This is a genomic window from Paraherbaspirillum soli (genome assembly GCF_042654985.1).
Taxonomy (GTDB): Bacteria; Pseudomonadota; Gammaproteobacteria; order Burkholderiales; family Burkholderiaceae_D; genus Paraherbaspirillum; species Paraherbaspirillum soli.
The window spans coordinates 273,003-290,278 of record NZ_JBHSMT010000014.1 but is presented as its reverse complement, the minus strand read 5'-3'; the positions used below and the strand labels follow the sequence as shown (position 1 = coordinate 290,278).

The following is a 17,276-nucleotide window of genomic DNA, read 5'->3' as shown; positions in this document are numbered from 1 at the left end:
CGGATATATGGCTGCAATCTTTACCTGTTTGTGATCGTCGATTGAATGCTTGTCAAACTGAGGGCGTCCATATATGACTAGCTGTCGGGCTACCCCCGACGAGCTTCCACGGAGTAGCGACCGTATTAAGTAACGACGAACGATTGCAACCGCATGCACTCCGTAGCCCGTTAAAAGGGGTCAGAGTAATTTTCGTCAAACAGCCGACGAAAAAAAACTCTGACCCCATTTAACTCTGACCCCATTTAACTAATTTTTGCGGTCGCGGTCAGGGCGAAAAACTGAGATCACCAAGACGGCAAGCGTAAAAACAGTCCTCGGCACTCTGACCCCGTTTAACTGCATTGATGAATCGCGACCAGAATCATATAAGGAGACTCTCCTCATGGGCCCCAACATCCTGCTCGACGTGGTATCAGCAGTCCTGGACCAGCCGGTCACCGCCGGCGACCTGGCCAGCAGTTTGCACAATGCACGCTATACCTACCTGGCACGCCTGCTGCACTACCGGATCGCCACCCTGCCCGACCCGAAAGACATCGAGCAATGCCTGACGCTATTGCAGGAGCTGTCCGAGCAGGCAGCGACCGACGTGCTGCGCTCGCCCGCGATGTGCCAATTGCTGCGGATCGGCAGCGGCGGCGAACAGTCGATCAAGGACCTGCTCAAGATCGCCCATGCCACGGACAGCGGCCAATACCTGGATGCCTGGTCACTCCTCGGCGACGTCTGGCTGGGGCAAGATGTGCCGCCCGGATGCCTGCCGCTGGAATACCAGGACAAGCGCTTTTGCGGCCCTCGGCTGGCATGCGGCCTGCCGCTCGATCTATCGCTGCCGGCGGCGCTGGAGATACCCTCGGCCGGACTGCAGCGCCCGCGCCTGCTGAGCCGGCACGACACCAATTACGCGTGCGAATGCCTGGATGCGGCGGTAGAAATCCTGGAAACAAGCTCGCCGCTGGGACACAGCATTTTTTCGATGCTGGCCACCAACCTGGTGCTGCGCACCGAAACCAGCCGGCCGTCGGAATGCTGGGGCGCGACCTCCGGCGCCGCCATCGGCCGCATCGTCGTGGTCAATGCGGCGGCGGCAGCGCATCCAAAGGCGCTGGCCGAAGTCTTGCTGCATGAGGCGACCCACTGCGCCATAGATTGCGCGGAACTGAGCCGCCCGCTGGTGCAATGGCATGCCGCCAGCACCGCCGGCAACACCATACCGTCGCCCTGGACCGGCAATCCGCTGACGCCGCATGCCTATATCCACGCCTGCATCGTCTGGGTCACACTGCTCGAGTATTGGCACTGCTATCGCCGGCTATACGGCGAAGATGAGATCTCGCGCGCGCGCTTGCTGTTTATCGAGCGCGGTTTCAAGGCGATGGATGGCGCCGACCATCTGGGTAGCATGGCGGGCCAGATGTCCGATTTCGCGCCGCAGGTAGTGAACCTCACCCGCGAGTCGGCACGCGCGGCTTTTTCCAACTAATCAGGACTGCCGTCGAGCAAACTCGAGCAGTTGCCCTTCCAGGTCGACCGTGCCGACTTCGGCGAAGCCGCTGCGCACCACCTCCATTGCATGCTCGATCAAGTCGCGGTCAAGCATGTTGGGCAAGGCCTCCAAAGAAGCTCTTCCGCTCCCGGCAAGATGACTGCAAGGCAGCGCCGCGCGCAACGGACTGCCCTCCTGCTCGGCCAGCATGCGTAAGGCGACGCAACAGACGTCGTACCACCTGACCGGATGGATGCCGATCGACACATGTACCGAGTAGGTATCCGCCACCGGTTCGTGAATGATGCCGCGCGGCAGATAGAGGCTGTCGCCCGGTTCCAGCACCACCTCCTTGTAAGTGCTGCTGACGTAATCCTCGCCGATCCGGAACCGCTCGTCGCTCAGCGGCAAGCTGCGATGCCCCTCATACAAGCGCCAGCGCTTGCGTCCGGTGATTTGCAGCACCACCAGATCATGTGTGTCCCAATGCGGCGGCGTGCTTTTCTTGGACGGCGGCGTCAGGTAGGCGTTGGTCTGCGCCTCGCAGCCAAAGAATTTTTCTGTCTCGATCCGCAGCCGGTTCAGCGCCGGCGACCATTGCTCCACCGAGCGCAGGATGATGGTCGCGCCCTCGCGGTGCAAATTGAGAGCGCGCTCCTTGTTGACGTAAGAAGCGCCGTCGCAATAAGCATTCTGCGCCAACGGCAGGTCGTCTTGCGCCAGGTTGAAGTTGGTGGCAGGGATCCTGATCGAGGTCACCAGCCGGTCGATCTCGGACAAGCTGATCAGCTGCTTGAAATAGTCCGGATCACGGCGCTGGATCAGGAGCATGGCCCGGTCCAGGTATTCGGACACAAACGTCCTGGCCGTGATCGGGGCGAGAAAAGCGGGAATGGTGTGTCGATCTGCCAATTGTTCACTCCGTCATTTGGTCTGCTGCGAACAGCAGGTTGAGCCGCTCTTTCATATTGATTTTTGCCGATGGACAGGGAGCATGCCCCTCGTGCCACGATTTCGGGCACTGGCCGCCGCACACCGGCAGCATGTTGCAGCTGGCGCATTGCAAATGCTCGCCTTGCAACAGTTGTTGGTTGAAGTTGTGCAGCTTGTTAGCCGGCGTCTCGTTGCTGCCGGCATGCAGCTTGGCGCCGCTGCGCACCTTGATGCTGCTGACCGGAATCCGGATTTCGTAGCTGTTCGGCTGCCCGTAGGCAGGAACATAAGGCACTTCGGTGCAGTTGAAAGTGGCGCCGTAAGCATCGACCACCTCGGCTTCCCGCTGGACCGACATGCACACAATTTTGCGGCGCGGCGGCAGCAAGCCGACCTGGAAGCCGAGCCGCATTTGCAAGGCCAGCCACTCGACTTCGCATTGCGCGAACTCTTCCCGGTCCAACGCTGTCTGGTCGGCGTCATTGCCCCAGGCGTAGACCGGCGAGGTGTAGAACTGCACCCGCTGCGCCAGCCCGGCTTGCGCGATCTGTTCGATCAGCGGCGCCACCCCGTCGGCATTCAAGCGGTCGACATTGCATCGGATGACCAATTTGAGTTCGGTGGCCGCGGCGACCGAGCGCAGGTTATCGAATATTTTGCGGAAACTGCCCTTGCCGGTTTTAGTGAAGCGCAAGCGATCGTGGTCCGCGGCCAGACCGTCCAGCGTGATTTCCGCCTCGCTGATGCAATGCTGTTCCAGCAGCTCCCTGGCGATGGCCGGGGTCAAGCCGATGCCGTTGCTGATGATGCGGGCCGAATAGCCACAGCCCAGTTCCTTCGCCAGCGCCTGTGCGCTCGCGCCCAGACGGCGCATGACCGTCAGGCCGGTCAGCGGTTCGGCGCCGAACCAGCCGATTTTGAGGTGCCGATAACGGCCCGAAGCCAGCCGGGCACGGATCCGCTGCAGGAACTCCTCTTGCTGCTCCTCGCCCAGCCATTTTTTACTGTGTTCCTGGCCGCAGTAACTGCAGTCCAGTTGGCACCATGCGCTGGGCTGGACCACCTGGTACAGCACGTCTTGCTGTTCGATCGCGGCCATGTTTTCGCTGACGACGGCGGCAAATTCATCCTCGTCAGCGGGGACCAGCACCTTGGCTTCGATCAGCCGCTGAACTGCGTTTGGCGGCAGCGCGTCCAGTGCGCCGTCCTGGATCCGTCGCCAAGTGAGTTCGTCAACAGTCAGCGGTGAACTTGAACGGGTCGGAAACACCACCCGTCCCTGAAAACCGGTGCGGGCAGCCGACAACAGGTCGCTGGTGACGATATACCTGGATAGCTTGAGTGAGGTAAGCATCAGTATCCCCGTCGGCGGGCAAGCTCGGCCCTTGATTTGTTATTTTCAGTATCGTCAGCTGTAACTGCTTACCTCAGCTGACGATACTGTTTTTGCTTGCGACGTACTGTTTGCGTAAGGATGAAGACAAATCGGAATGACGAAGACGGCCCGGATCATTAACGCGCCGGCTTGCTCAGCACATTTTGCAGCGCTGTTTCCAGGCTGACGTCCACGGCGCCGCAGGAGCCGTTTTTGTCGAACACAGCGCGCAGGTCCGCAACGCTGGTCGCGCCGCACGATCCGTTCTTGTCGAAAAATGCCACCGGTGCGATTTTTGTCACGTCCTGCAGCTCGGCAGGCGTCATCTGATCGACGTTATGCAAGGCGTCATTGATTGCTACTTGCGAACGTGCCAGCAAAGCTTTCACTTCGGTCCTAGTTGCCATGATGATCTCCTTGGTAATCGTTTCTGAGGGTAAGTCATCGAATCCTGTGGGCACCTCGAAAAACCTACTGCGTGGCGCAATCTCGGGGCTGCGATGCTCGCTGTACCTCCGTACAGCTGCAGGTGTTGCAACTTCGTCGCCCCGACCTTGAGCCGCTCGCTACGGTTTTTCGAGGTGCCCCTATATTGCCGTAACGCAACCGAAGCGTAGTACACTGCCCATCGTTATTCAAGGCGCGTTTTGACAGCTTTTTCAGCCCGGAATAAAGGACGTTTTCAGGCGCTATTTGGCTTGAATAAATAGGCAAGCCAAACGCACAACACAACATATTTTCCAAAGCCAAAAAATGAAAATGCACACAATACTCGGACTGCTCGGCGTCGCCGTTCTGACGGTTGCTGAATCCGCTATCGCCGCCAGCGAACAAATACCCCAGCACGCCAACGTCATGGAGCAAAAGAAAAATGCGCTGCTGCGGATCGAGCAAGGCGCGATTGCGACCATAGGCGCAGGCCGCAACTTGAACGGCATCGCCGGCACCACCAATGACTTCAGGGGGCAGCCTTTGCCGGCCTTTATCATTTTCGACACTTCGGTTCCCGAGTCCCGGCTGACGGCCTTGACCAACTTCCAGGGAAGACTTGCGGGAACCATGGATTGCAAATTGATCCAGTTGGGTAACAGCCCGGACGTGCCCTCCGTCAAGCTCGCCGTGCTGGCGCAGAACTGCACCATCAAGCAGCTGAATCATTGAATCAGGCCAGTATTCCAATGCCGCGACCAGCGCAACATCCGCCATGATGCTGACCATCGCGGTTTTCATATGCGTCAATCTGGTGTTTTGTAAAAAGGATGGGCGTAAATTTTCGTAATGGAATAACGCAGACCAGGTCATTTGCAGCGCTCGACCTGGTCTGCCGCTCAAACGCCCATCAGCGTCAACAGGCGGCAACCTGTTCCACCCCCGCCCGCCGGTCCCCTCCGGCCGCATACAGTCCCGCACTCAGCGCTTGGCCGAGAGCGGCAATATGCGGGGCAATCATCATGGTTTGATGGGTTCCCGGCACCGGTATCAGACGTATCCAGGTTTCCGGCAAAACCAGGTTCCAACCGCGCAGCGGCGGATAGCTGTTGTCGTCCTCTGCGCAATACAGGTGGAGCGGGACGGCAATCGGCGGCGCGGCATAGTCGTAATAGGCCTGGCATATGGCGCGATGACGCGCCAGGATTTGCTGGACTTCCGGTATCGCTAGACCAGGCAGGAAATCAGGCATGATCGCGCTCTGCCGCGCTGTCTCTATCAAGGTCGCCAGATCCATATCCATTGCCGCTGATTTCAATCTATCAACCGCTAGCAGCAGGTCTTCATTGTCGGCAACCGCAGACTGCATCATCGTCAGCAGCAAACTTTTGTCGTCCGCTTCCAGCACGCACCGTGCGTTGGCGTCGTCAAGTGCGCAATGGGCATCGAACAGTCCAAGAAACTCGACAGCGTGACCATGGTTCATCAGTTGCCGCGCAACTTCATAGGCCAGCACGCCGCCGAAGGACCACCCTGCCAGGCGATAAGGCCCGGCCGGCTGCACCTCCCGTATCATTTCCACCATCCGCAACGCCATGCTTGGTACGGTGCATAACTGCTCCTCCGCAAACGGCACGGACGGCAAGCCATAGACCGGAATCTCGGCATCCACGAAAGTTGCCAGCTTATGCGCGTAGATCAGGAAACCGGTGCCTTCATGCATCAGGAACAACGGCCGTTGAGAGCCGCCGGCGCGTATCGCCAATGCGCTTTGCTCCTGCGGCTTGTGACGCGCGATATGTTCGGCCAGGGAGACGATGGTCGGATGCATGAACACGTCTCCCACTGAACTGGCAATCCCCCTCTGTCCGAGCAAGTTGACCATATTCACGGTCGACAATGAGTGTCCGCCCAACTCGAAAAAATTGTCGTGACGTCCGACCTGTTCGATTTTCAGTAAGTCGCTCCAGATTTCCGCCAGCGTGGTTTCGATCGCGCCTTGCGGCGCTTCGTAAACACGCACCGGATAGGCGTCGGCTTCCGGCGCCGGCAAGCGCTTGCGGGCCAGCTTGCCGTTTGGCGTCAGCGGCATGCTGCTTAGCTGCACATAGGCCGCCGGCAGCATGTAGTCCGGCAAATGCATGCTCAGGTGAGTGCGCAGGTGCTCGGCGACGACCGCCGGCTGATCCGCTTGTGCGATGTAATAAGCGACCAGCCGTTGCTCGCCCGGGCTATCTTCGCGCGCCACCACCACTGCTTCGCGTACTGCTGGATGGGCGCTCAGCCGTGTTTCGATTTCGCCCAATTCGATGCGGAAACCGCGGATCTTGACCTGATAATCCTTGCGGCCCAGATACTCGATATTGCCGTCCGCCAGCCAGCGCCCCAGATCGCCGCTGCGGTACATGCGGGCTCCGGCTTGTGTCGAGAACGGGTCGTGCACAAAACGCTCCGCGGTCAATTCCGGAAGATTCAGATAGCCGCGGGCGACGCCGGCGCCGCCGATGTACAACTCGCCGCTGACGCCCACCGGCACCGGCTGGCCCTGTGCATCCAGCAGGTAAATCTGCGTGTTGGCGATCGGCCGGCCGATATGCAGCACTGGAGCCGACTCCGGCAGGCGGCCGGAAGTAGCCACCACGGTGGTCTCGGTAGGACCGTAGTTGTTGATCAGCGAGAATGGCAGCGGCTGTTGCGGTAGTTGGCGCAAGCGATCGCCGCCGATCAACAGCTGCCGCAACCGCGGATTGCGCATCCCGCTGGAGAGCGCCAACTCTGCCATCGGTGTCGGCAGAAAGCTGACATCCAGATCTTGCCTAACCCACCAGTCCAGCAAGGCGGCCGGGTCCTTGCTCTGGCGTTCTGATGGCAACAGCAATGTTGCCCCAATACACAGTGTCGGCCAGATCTCCCAGGCCGCAGCGTCGAATCCCAGTCGCGCCACGCAGGATGAACGATGGCCGGCCTGCAAGGCGAAGGCGCTGCAATGCCAATCAATCAAATTGACCAGATTGCGATGCTCGACCATCACCCCCTTCGGCCTACCGGTCGAGCCCGAGGTATAAATCACATACGCCAGATGGCTGGCGCTCAGGCCGATGGCGGCCGGATCCGGATTGTGCGCGGCATGCCCGGCCCACGGCGGCGCCACTGCCGCCAGATCGAGCGCCGGCAAAGTGGACGAGATGGTGCTCAATACTTGTTGCCAAGCGCCGCCTATGCCGGCTTGCGTCAACAGCGCCACCGGCGCGCTGTCGGCCAGCATGTGCGCCAGCCGCTCGCCCGGATAGGCCGGGTCCAGCGGCACGTAGGCGCCGCCCGCCTTCAACACCGCCAGCAAGCCGACCACCATCTCTGGGCCACGTTCGGCACAGAGCGCGACCCGGTCGTCCGGCCTGACGCCTAGCGCGATCAGGTAATGCGCCAGCCGGTTGGCCTGCGCATTCAGTTCGGCATAGGTCAATTGCGCATCCTCATGCACCAGCGCCACCGCGTCCGGGGTCTTGGCGGCTTGCGCTTCAAACAGCTGATGAATCAATTGCTGCTGCGGATAAGCGACCTGGGTCGCGTTCCAATCCATCAGCACCTGCTTCCGTTCTGCCGCAGGCAATACATCGACGCTGATCAACGCCTGCTCCGGCGCCGTCTCCAGTGCCGCGACCAGCCGTTCCAGCGCCGTCTGCATGAAGTCGCACACCCGCAGCGCGCCCACCGCTGCCGCCACCTGCGCCGTCAGCCGAAAACCCTGGCCCAGGTCGTCCACCGACAACACCAGCGGGTAGTTGGTCCGCTCTTCGCCTGCCAGCATCTCGATCCCGGCCCAGGCTTGCTGCGCTTCTGCCGACGGCGCGAGGCTGTCGGCGCTGTGACGGTAATTGAGCAGGGCCGAGAACAATGGCGTGGTCGCCGGAATCGCGCTGGCCCGCTGCGCCAATGCCAGCGACGCATGCTCGTGTTGCAGCAATTCGGCCAGCAAGCCGTGGGTACGGCGGACACTGGCCGCCACCCCTTGCTCGTCGATTTTGATCCGCAATGGCAGCGTGTTGATCAACAATCCCATCATCCGGTCGGCACCTTCGCCGCCCTGCATGCGCCCGAACAGCACCGTCCCGAACACCACATCCGTGCGCCCTGCGGCCCGCGCCAGCACCTGCGCCCAAGCCAGGTGACAGATGCTGGCGGCGCTCACGCCCAGTTGCCGCGCCTGCTGCCGCAGCCGCCGCGCCAAACCCGGATTCAATGGCCGTTGCGCTTCTTCCAGTCCGCTACCGTCGCCGCGCACCTCCAGCAAGCCGAACGGTGCGGTCGGTTCATCGACGTCTGCCAGCATGTTCCGGAAGAACGCCTCATGCGCTTCTGGCGTCACGCCTAGCCGTGCCTGGGCGACAAAGTTACGGAACGGCAGCGCCGCCGGCAGCTGCTGCGCCCGGCCCAGCAGATGCGCCTCGATCTCGGCGCGCACCACGTCCAGCGTGGTGTGATCGCCCGCCAGGTGATGCAGCAAGGTCAGCAACAGCCAGCGCCGCTGCGGCGCATCGTAGGCCAGGCAAGTCCGCAGCAACGGCGCTTGCGAGATATCCAGCCGGTATTCGCGAGGATCGAAGCGGGCCCGCAATTGCGCCGCGATATCTCCCGCCGCCGGGTCCAGCTGGATCTCCTCTATCGGCAAGCGCGCATGACGCCACACCACCTGCACCGGTTCCGGCACGCCGTCCCACACCACTGCCGTGCGAAAAACATCGTGCCGGTCGATCACCGCTTGCAACGCGCTCAGATAGCGCTCCAGTTGCATCCGCCTGTCGAAACTGGTCAGGCCCATCAACAGATACGGATCGCCCTCGCTCGCCATCAAATGATGGAACAGGATGCCTTCCTGCAGCGGCGCCAGCGGATAGATATCCTGCACATTGGCGGCGCCGCCCGGCACCGTGCCGACGACGCGGGCAAGTTCGACGCTGTTCAGCGCGATCAACGGCAGCATCGCCGGGGTCAAGACTTCACTCTGCGGCGGGATCAGGTTGGGCGGCACCGCCAGCCGGCTTTCGCCACCTACCGCGGCGGCCAGCCCGGCCACTGTCGGCGCGGCAAACAAGGCCCGCACTTCCGCTTGCAATCCTTGCCGGCGCATCCTGTCCATCAGCGTCACCGCCAGCAAGGAGTGGCCGCCCAGCGCGAAGAAATTGTCATGACGGCCGACCTGTTCGATTTGCAGCAGCTCGGACCAGATGGCCGCCAGCGCGCTTTCAATCTCGCCTTGCGGTGCGGCATAGGCATGCACCGCATAGGCGTCGGCGTCCGGCGCCGGCAACTGCTTGCGGTCGAGCTTGCCGTTCGAGGTTAGCGGCATCTGCTCCAGCTGCACATAGGCGGCCGGCACCATGTATTCCGGCAGATGGATGCCAAGATCGGCACGCAGCTGCTCGGCGTCGAGCGCCGCTTGCTCCGGCTGCGCGACGACATACGCGACCAGCCGCTGGTCGCCCGGCTTGTCTTCGCGCGCCAGCACCACCGCCTCGCGTACCGCCGGATGCTCCGTCAACCGCGCCTCGATCTCGCCCAGCTCGATCCGGAAACCGCGAATCTTGACCTGGAAGTCGTTGCGGCCCAAATACTCGATCGTGCCGTCCTGCCGCCAGCGCCCGAGGTCGCCGCTGCGGTACATGCGGGCGCCGGGCTGCGCCGAGAACGGATCGTGCACGAAGCGTTGCGCCGTCAACTCGGGACGGTTCAAATATCCTTTTGCGACACCGGCGCCGCCGATGACAATCTCGCCGGCGACGCCGACCGGCACCGGTTCGCCCTGTGCATCGAGCAAGTAAATCTGGGTGTTCGCAATCGGGCGGCCAATCGGGACCGACTGTTCCGCTGCGTCGATCTCGGTGACTTCGTAAGTCGTGGCGAAGGTCGTCGCTTCGGTCGGCCCGTAGCCGTTGATCAGATGGTGCGGTTTGCCTGCCCGCAGTACCCGCGCGCACGAGGCCGGATCGCAGCGCTCGCCGCCGATGATCAGAAAACGCAAGCCGGAAAATGCATGCGGCACGAGCGCCGCGCATTGATTAAAAAACGCCGTGGTCAAAAAGAGTACAGTGACCCCTTGCCGTTCCAACGCTTGCGCCAACAGCGCCGGGTCGAGCAGCGTTGGCTTGTCGATCACCACGATCCTTCCGCCATTGAGCAATGGCGCCCACACCTCCATGGTCGACGCGTCAAAGGCCGGATTGGCGGCAAACGCGACCCGGTCGCCGGCGTCAAAATTGGCGTAGCCGTTATTCAGCACCAGCCGCTTGACGCCTCGATGCGACACCAGCACGCCCTTGGGGTGGCCGCTCGAACCCGAGGTATACATGATGTAAGCGACGGTCTCGCCATCGGCCGCCCCTGCCGGATTGTCGGTAGCCGTGAATGCCTTGCTCTCGACCGACAGCGGCTGATCGATGTCGATGCGCGCCACCGCGGCCAACTCGGGCCAAGCACTGCCGGCGGTGGTGAGTACCACCTTCACTGCACTATCGCCTGCCATGAAAATCTTGCGCTCGTCAGGCAGGGCCGGATCGATCGGCACATAGGCCGCGCCGCATTTGAGGATCGCCAGTTGGGCCACCACCAGTTTCAGCGAGCGCTCCAGCTGCAGCGCCACCCGTTCGCCCGACTCGACGCTCAACCCTATCAAGTAATGCGCCAGCTGGTTGGCCTGCGCATTCAGTTCGGCATAGCTCAGTTGAGTATCCTCATGCACCAGCGCCACCGCATGCGGCGTCTTGGCGACCTGCGCTTCAAACAGGCTGTGGATGGATTGCCCGGGCTGATCGTCGGTGCCGGTGTGGTTCCAGCCGGTCACCACTTGATGCCGCTCTACCGCCGACAGCAGCGGCAAGCGCATCACCGATTGCTGATCGTCGGCCACCATCGCCGCCAGCAGGGTCCGCCAATGGCCCAGGTAGCGCGCCACCGTGCTGCGTTCGAACAGCGCCGTCGCATATTCGATGCTGCCGGCGATCGTGTCGCCGACCTCGCCCAGCGCCAGCGTCAGGTCGAACTTGGCCGTCGCCTGCGTCAACGCCAGCGGCGTCAGCGTCAAGCCCGGCAACGCCAGGCTGCCTTGCGGCGCGTTCTGCCACGCGAACATCACTTGGAACAACGGGCTGTGCGCCATGCTGCGTACCGGCCGCGTCAGTTCCACCACTTGTTCGAACGGCAGTTCCTGATGCTGTTGCGCCGCCAGCGCTTGCTGCTTGACCCGCGCCAGCAGCTGCGCCACCGTCGGCGCGTCGCCGACATCCATCCGCAACGCCAGCGTGTTGACGAAGAAACCGATCAAGCCTTCCACTTCGGCCCGGCCGCGGTTGGCCGTCGGCGTCCCGATCACCACTTCATCCTGACCCGCCAGGCGCGCCAGCAGCAGCGCCCAGCTGCTCAACAAGGTCATGAACAAGGTCGTGCCGTGTCGCTGACTCAGCGCTTTCAGCCCTCGCGTCAGCTCGGCATCCAGCCGGCAATCGATCACCGCGCCGGCATAATCCTGCTGCGCCGGGCGCGGATGGTCGGCCGGCAATTCCAGCAGCGCCGGCGCGCCCGCCAGGTTGGCTTGCCAATAGTCGGCTTGTTGCTGCAGCACCGATCCCGTTAGCCAGCGTCGCTGCCATGCCGCGTAATCGGGGTACTGCACCGTCAGCGGCGGCAGCGGATCGTCCTGACCTTGCCGGAACGCGCTGTATAAAGCGCTGAACTCATTGACCAAGACCCCGATCGACCAGCCGTCGGAGACGATGTGATGCATCGTGATCAGCAGCGTGTGCTGCTCGGCCGCTTCGCGGATCAGGCGGCCGCGGATCAACGGGTCGTGCTTCAAGTCGAACCGCGTGCCGGCTTCTTCGGCCAGCAGGCGTTCGCGCTCTTCAGCCGGCTCCGGATGGTCGCGCAAGTCGTGTTCCAACAACAGAAAGCAGCTTTCTTCCGCCGACGTAATGCACTGCCGCGGCTGGCCGTCGACTTCGTGGAACGTGGTGCGCAGCGCTTCATGCCGCGCCAGCAAACGGTCCAGCGCTTGCGCCAGCGCCGCATGATCGAGTTGCCCGTTCAACTGCAAGCCGGCCGGGATGTGATAGGCCTGGCTGACGCCGCCCATTTGTTCCAGGAACCACAGCCGCTGCTGGGCGAACGACAGCGCTTGCCGCTCGACGCCGTCGACCGCGACAATCACCGGCAAGGCCGTCGTTTCAGCAGAGTTCAGTCCGGCGGCAAACTCTGCCAACACCGGCTGCGCAAACAACGCACTCAGCGCCACTTCCAGCCCCAGGCTATGCCGCAGGCGCGAAATCATTTGCACCGCCAGCAAGGAGTGGCCGCCCAACGCGAAAAAATTGTCGTGACGGCCGACCTGCTCAATCTGCAATAGCTCGGACCAGATGGCCGCCAGCGTGGTTTCGGTTGCACCCTGCGGCGCTTCGTAAGCATGCACCGCATAGGCGTCGGCATCCGGCGCCGGCAGACGTTTGCGGTCGAGCTTGCCGTTCGACGTCAGCGGCATGCCGTCCAGCTGCACGTAGGCGGCCGGCACCATGTAGTCCGGCAGCTGCGCGCTCAGATGGGTACGCAGCTGCTCGGCATCGACCGTCCTGGCAGCGACGATATACGCGACCAGGCGCTGGTCGCCCGGCTTGTCTTCGCGCGCCAGCACCACCGCCTCGCGTACCGCCGGGTGCTCCGTCAAGCGCGCCTCGATCTCGCCCAGCTCGATCCGGAAGCCGCGAATCTTGACCTGGAAATCATTGCGACCCAGGTAGGCTATCGTGCCGTCCTCGCGCCAGTGTCCCAGGTCGCCGCTGCGGTACATACGGGCACCGGGCAGTGCCGAGAACGGATCGGACACGAAGCGTTGCGCCGTCAGTTCCGGCCGGTTCAAATACCCGCGGGCGACGCCGGCGCCGCCGATATACATCTCGCCGGCGACGCCGACCGGCACCGGCTCGCCTTCGGCATCAAGCAGGTAAATGCTCAGATCCGGAATCCGGCGACCGATCGGACTGGCGCCGCGCCGCTCGCAATCGGCCCGAGTCAACGGCTGGTACGTCACGTGCACCGTGGTTTCGGTAATGCCGTACATATTGACCAGCCGGGTGCGCTGCTCGTCGTTGTGCGCGAACCAGGGCGCGAGCGTGGCCACTTCCAGCGCTTCGCCGCCAAAAATCACATGCCGCAGTTGGTGTACATCCTGGCTGGACGCTTGCGCCGCGATCAGTTGCCGGAACGCGCTCGGAGTCTGGTTCAGGATCGTGACCCGTTCCCGGCACAGCAGGCGATAGAAATCGTCGGCCGAACGCGCGCTGTCCTTCGGCACCACCACCAGCCGCCCGCCATGCAGCAGCGCGCCCCAGATTTCCCAGACCGAAAAGTCGAACGCGAACGAATGAAACAAGCTCCACACATCGTCGCTGCCGAAATGAAACCAATCAGCCGTGGCGGCGAACAAGCGAGTCACATTGCGATGCTCGACCATCACCCCCTTCGGCGTGCCGGTCGAGCCCGAGGTATAGATCACATACGCCAGGTGGGCCGAACTGAGGCCGATGCTGGCCGGATCCGGATTGTGCGTGACATTGCCGCCCCAGAGCGACGCTGCCGCAGCCAGATCGATGACCGGCACGCCGGGCGGGATGCCGGCCAACACTTCCGGCCAGGCACCCGTGATGCCGCTTTGCGTCAGCACCGCCACCGGCGCGCTGTCGGCCAGCATGTGCGCCAGCCGCTCCGCCGGATAGGCCGGATCCAGCGGCACATAGGCGCCGCCCGCCTTCAGTACCGCCAGCAGACCGACCACCATGCTCAGTCCACGCTCGACGCACAACGCCACCCGGTCGTCCGGCCTGACGCCCTGCTCGCGCAGGTAATGCGCCAGTTGGTTGGCCTGCAGATTGAGTTCGGCATAGCTCAGTTGTTCATCCTGATACACCAGCGCCACCGCATCCGGGGTCTTGGCTGCCTGTTCTTCAAACAAGCTTTGAATGCATTGTTCGCGGGGATACGCGCTTTGGGTCGCGTTCCATCCGCTCACGACTTGTTGCCGTTCCGATGTGGACAGCATCGGCAAGCGCGCGATCGCGCAATCCATGCCTTCTACCGCGGCCTTCATCAACGCGGCCAGTCGGGATCGAATGCGCAAGATCTCATCGCGTCCGAAGCTGCCGGTGTTGTAGTTAAGCTCAACCACGACATCGTCTTCCTGATGGTAGTTACAGACCGCAATCGCGAGCGGCGCTTGCTCAAATCCATGGTTGAGCCGGATCACCTTGCTTTTGACATCGCCGACAAACAGTTCGCCGTAGTAGGTTTCAAACGACAGCGAGACGTCGAACAATTGCTTGCGTCCGCTTTGCGCCAGTTTCAGATTGCGATTGATCTCCGCGATCGGCAAGCGTTGATGGCGGTAGCTGCGGCGCAATTCGGCGGCAACGGTCTGCATGACATCGACAAAAGACTGATTTCGATCAAGCGCAATCCCGACCGGAATCATCGACGAGAACATGCCGAAGGTTTTCTTGTCGTTGGCCGTGCTGCGGTTGTGCACCGGAACGCCGATAGCAACTTGGTCCAGATCGCTGACGCGGGCGAAATAGATGCTCACCAATGCCAGCATGAAATGCATGCTGGAAAATCCATGTTCGGCTGCGAATGCATTCATGCGATTGAAGAATGCGCGCTTGATCGGCCACAGCACCTGGTCGCCCGGCGAAATTTCTCGCGCCGCCGGCGCACCCGTCTGTGGCACCAGCGGCGCCGGCAGTGCCGTAAAGCGCTCGCTCCAGAATTGCTGGTCGTGCAAAAACCGCTGCGAAGCCAGATAAGCCTGATCCTTCGCGATGAAATCAAGATAGGACGGTCCGGCTTCAGAGTCGCTGGTATCGAGGCCCAGCATCCGGTTGTATTCATTGCTGACGCCCAGCGTCGCAAGCGACACACTGATGCCGTCGGCGATCAAATGGTGATAGCGCTGGAACCAGTAATAGCGGGAACGGCTGGCCCGCACCAGTTGCATTTCCCACAGCAAGCCGCCATAGAGATCGAATGGCTGACTGAAGGCTTGCCGCATGTGTTGCCAGGCCCGGTTGTTGCCGTCGGCCTTGTTGGAAAAATCAATCACCGGCACGCAGCTATCGACCCACGGCAACACCTGCTGTCGCGCCATGTCCGACTCTTTGATGAGTATCATCCGGCATGCATCGTTCTGATCGACGAAGCGCTTGACGGCGTATTCAAACAAGGGGGCATCGATCTCGCCGTCGATTTGTATCGCGGCGCCGACGTTGTAATGAGGCAGGTCCGGGTTCAGCGTTTGATCCAGCCAGATAACTTGCTGCACAGAGGAGAGTGAATGGGCGGTAGCCGCAGTGCCATTTGAATCAGTGTCAGGTGGAGCGAATGTATCAACTAAGTTCAACATAACAATCCTCTATTCATGGTCTTGATGGCACAGGCAATCTGCCGAACGCATGGCGCGCTGTGAAAGGTGTTTTTTTTCGGTCGACGTCACGGACTCTCGCGTTGCATAGCTGTGGAGAGTCGGTCTTCTACTGCGAAGTAAGGATTGACCGTCGAAAGCGAGAAGGCACAGTCGGGAACGGAATAAGCAAATACTGATGGTTGCGAGCGCGTGCTGATGGAGATTTCATTGCACTCAGCATGCTGCCGCTCAATGGCACCATAACGATTGTTGCAACGCCGCAAATAAAAAAATATCGGCTAAAAGTTACTCTATATAAACTATAGAATCCGGTAACTGTGCGCTTTGACAGGGTTTCGTATCGCTTGTCTGCAGCATCATGTTGCAAAGCAATATTTGCACGCGCTGCGAGCCGATCTACAATGCCGCTTCGCTTCAGCACAAAGCAACCGATGACCCAGCCTGCCAATATGAAACGCCCCACTTGCCCGCGTTGCCTGCGCCCGCAACGCACCTGCATATGCGACTGGATCACCGCCACCGAGCATGCGGCCGAGGTGCTTATCCTGCAGCATCCGTTGGAAGTCGATAACGCCAAAGGCAGCGCTCGCCTGCTGCACCTGAGCTTGCCTCGCAGCGCGCTGGAGATCGGCGAGGTATTTGCCGAAGCAGCGTTGCAGGCATTGCTGCATGCGCCTCTTCGTGCGCGGGAGAGCGGCGAAGCGGACGTTGAACGGACCATCAAGCACACAATTTTGCTGTATCCGGACAGCCCGCAAGATCAAGCCCTCAAGCTATCGACGCCGCCAGCTTTGGATGAAGCGATATTGCGTGAGCCGGCGCAATGCCGCCTGGTGGTGCTGGACGGCACCTGGCGCAAAAGCCGCAACATGCTCTACCTCAATCCGCTGCTGCAAGCCCTGCCGCGGCTGGCCCTGCGCGACACGCCGGCATCGCACTACCTGATCCGCAAAGCCCATCGCCCGGAGCAGCTTTCGACGCTGGAAGCGACTTGTTACGCGTTAATGCAACTGGAAAACAACGATCAGAAATATCGGCCTTTGCTCGACGCGTTTGACGGTTTTGTGGCGCAGCAGTCTGGATACAGATTGGATCCGCGCGAAGCGAAATGACGGGTATCTAAAGTAGCCGGAAATCCTAGAATGGAAATTAGCTTTTCGAGGCTAACTAAAATTTCTGAGGAGGCAATCGTGCGCATGCTATTGAACGTCAAATTTCCCCACGCCGAGTTCAACCTTGCCGTCAAGGACGGCAGCGTCGGCAAGAAAATGGACCGGATTCTGGATGAGCTAAAACCGGAAGCGGTTTATTTCACCGAACAGCAAGGACAGCGTTCCGCGCTGTTGCTGATCGACCTCGCCGATCCGTCGAAAATCCCGGCGCTTGCCGAGCCATGGTTTCTTATCTTTAATGCGACTGTGGAGTTAAGGGTGGTCATGACGCCGGAGGACCTGAAGCAAGCGGGACTTGAGGTGCTGGGCCGGAAATGGTCGTCGTAGAGACTGTTGCTAATCGGGGGACACAGACGAAAAAAAACCCGCTGACCTGATGGTAGCGGGTTGAATCCAAACCTTAGGAGGTGTTGGAGGAGA

At 61.3% G+C, this 17,276-nt stretch carries 8 protein-coding genes; 4 read left to right on the top strand and 4 right to left on the bottom strand.

What is annotated here, in order from left to right; translation table 11 throughout:
- The first annotated feature begins 385 nt into the window (after positions 1-385).
- Positions 386-1,486, top strand: coding sequence for an aKG-HExxH-type peptide beta-hydroxylase (locus ACFPM8_RS11615; protein WP_378997703.1), 1,101 nt, complete (start codon positions 386-388; stop codon positions 1,484-1,486).
- On the opposite strand, the gene ACFPM8_RS11610 is transcribed toward ACFPM8_RS11615, so the two are convergent.
- The 3 genes from ACFPM8_RS11610 to ACFPM8_RS11600 all read right to left on the bottom strand — a co-directional run bounded on the left by ACFPM8_RS11610 (position 1,487) and on the right by ACFPM8_RS11600 (position 4,204).
- On the bottom strand, positions 1,487-2,401 hold the full coding sequence (locus tag ACFPM8_RS11610) for a cupin domain-containing protein (protein ID WP_378997702.1): 915 nt from the start codon (positions 2,399-2,401) through the stop codon (positions 1,487-1,489).
- 4 nt (positions 2,402-2,405) lie between these two features.
- Positions 2,406-3,776: a radical SAM protein gene (locus tag ACFPM8_RS11605; protein ID WP_378997701.1), complete on the bottom strand. Its 1,371-nt coding sequence runs from the start codon at positions 3,774-3,776 to the stop codon at positions 2,406-2,408.
- 158 nt (positions 3,777-3,934) lie between these two features.
- On the bottom strand, positions 3,935-4,204 hold the full coding sequence (locus tag ACFPM8_RS11600; RefSeq protein WP_378997700.1) for a hypothetical protein: 270 nt from the start codon (positions 4,202-4,204) through the stop codon (positions 3,935-3,937).
- Positions 4,205-4,556: 352 nt separating this feature from the next.
- On the opposite strand from ACFPM8_RS11600, the gene ACFPM8_RS11595 reads away from it, so the two are divergent.
- Positions 4,557-4,958 (top strand): hypothetical protein, encoded by a 402-nt coding sequence (locus tag ACFPM8_RS11595; RefSeq protein ID WP_378997699.1) that lies wholly within the window; start codon positions 4,557-4,559, stop codon positions 4,956-4,958.
- Positions 4,959-5,142: 184 nt separating this feature from the next.
- Here the strand turns inward: ACFPM8_RS11595 and ACFPM8_RS11590 are convergent, their stop codons facing one another.
- Entirely contained in the window at positions 5,143-15,663 is a 10,521-nt protein-coding gene (locus ACFPM8_RS11590) for a non-ribosomal peptide synthetase (protein WP_378997698.1), read from the bottom strand.
- A gap of 470 nt (positions 15,664-16,133) precedes the next feature.
- Between ACFPM8_RS11590 and ACFPM8_RS11585 the strand changes: the two genes are divergently transcribed.
- Together ACFPM8_RS11585 and ACFPM8_RS11580 are read left to right on the top strand one after the other, a co-directional pair.
- Entirely contained in the window at positions 16,134-16,796 is a 663-nt protein-coding gene (locus ACFPM8_RS11585; RefSeq protein WP_378997697.1) for a tRNA-uridine aminocarboxypropyltransferase, read from the top strand.
- 78 nt (positions 16,797-16,874) lie between these two features.
- Positions 16,875-17,183: a panthothenate synthetase gene (locus tag ACFPM8_RS11580; RefSeq protein WP_378997696.1), complete on the top strand. Its 309-nt coding sequence runs from the start codon at positions 16,875-16,877 to the stop codon at positions 17,181-17,183.
- The last annotated feature ends 93 nt before the right edge of the window (positions 17,184-17,276 follow it).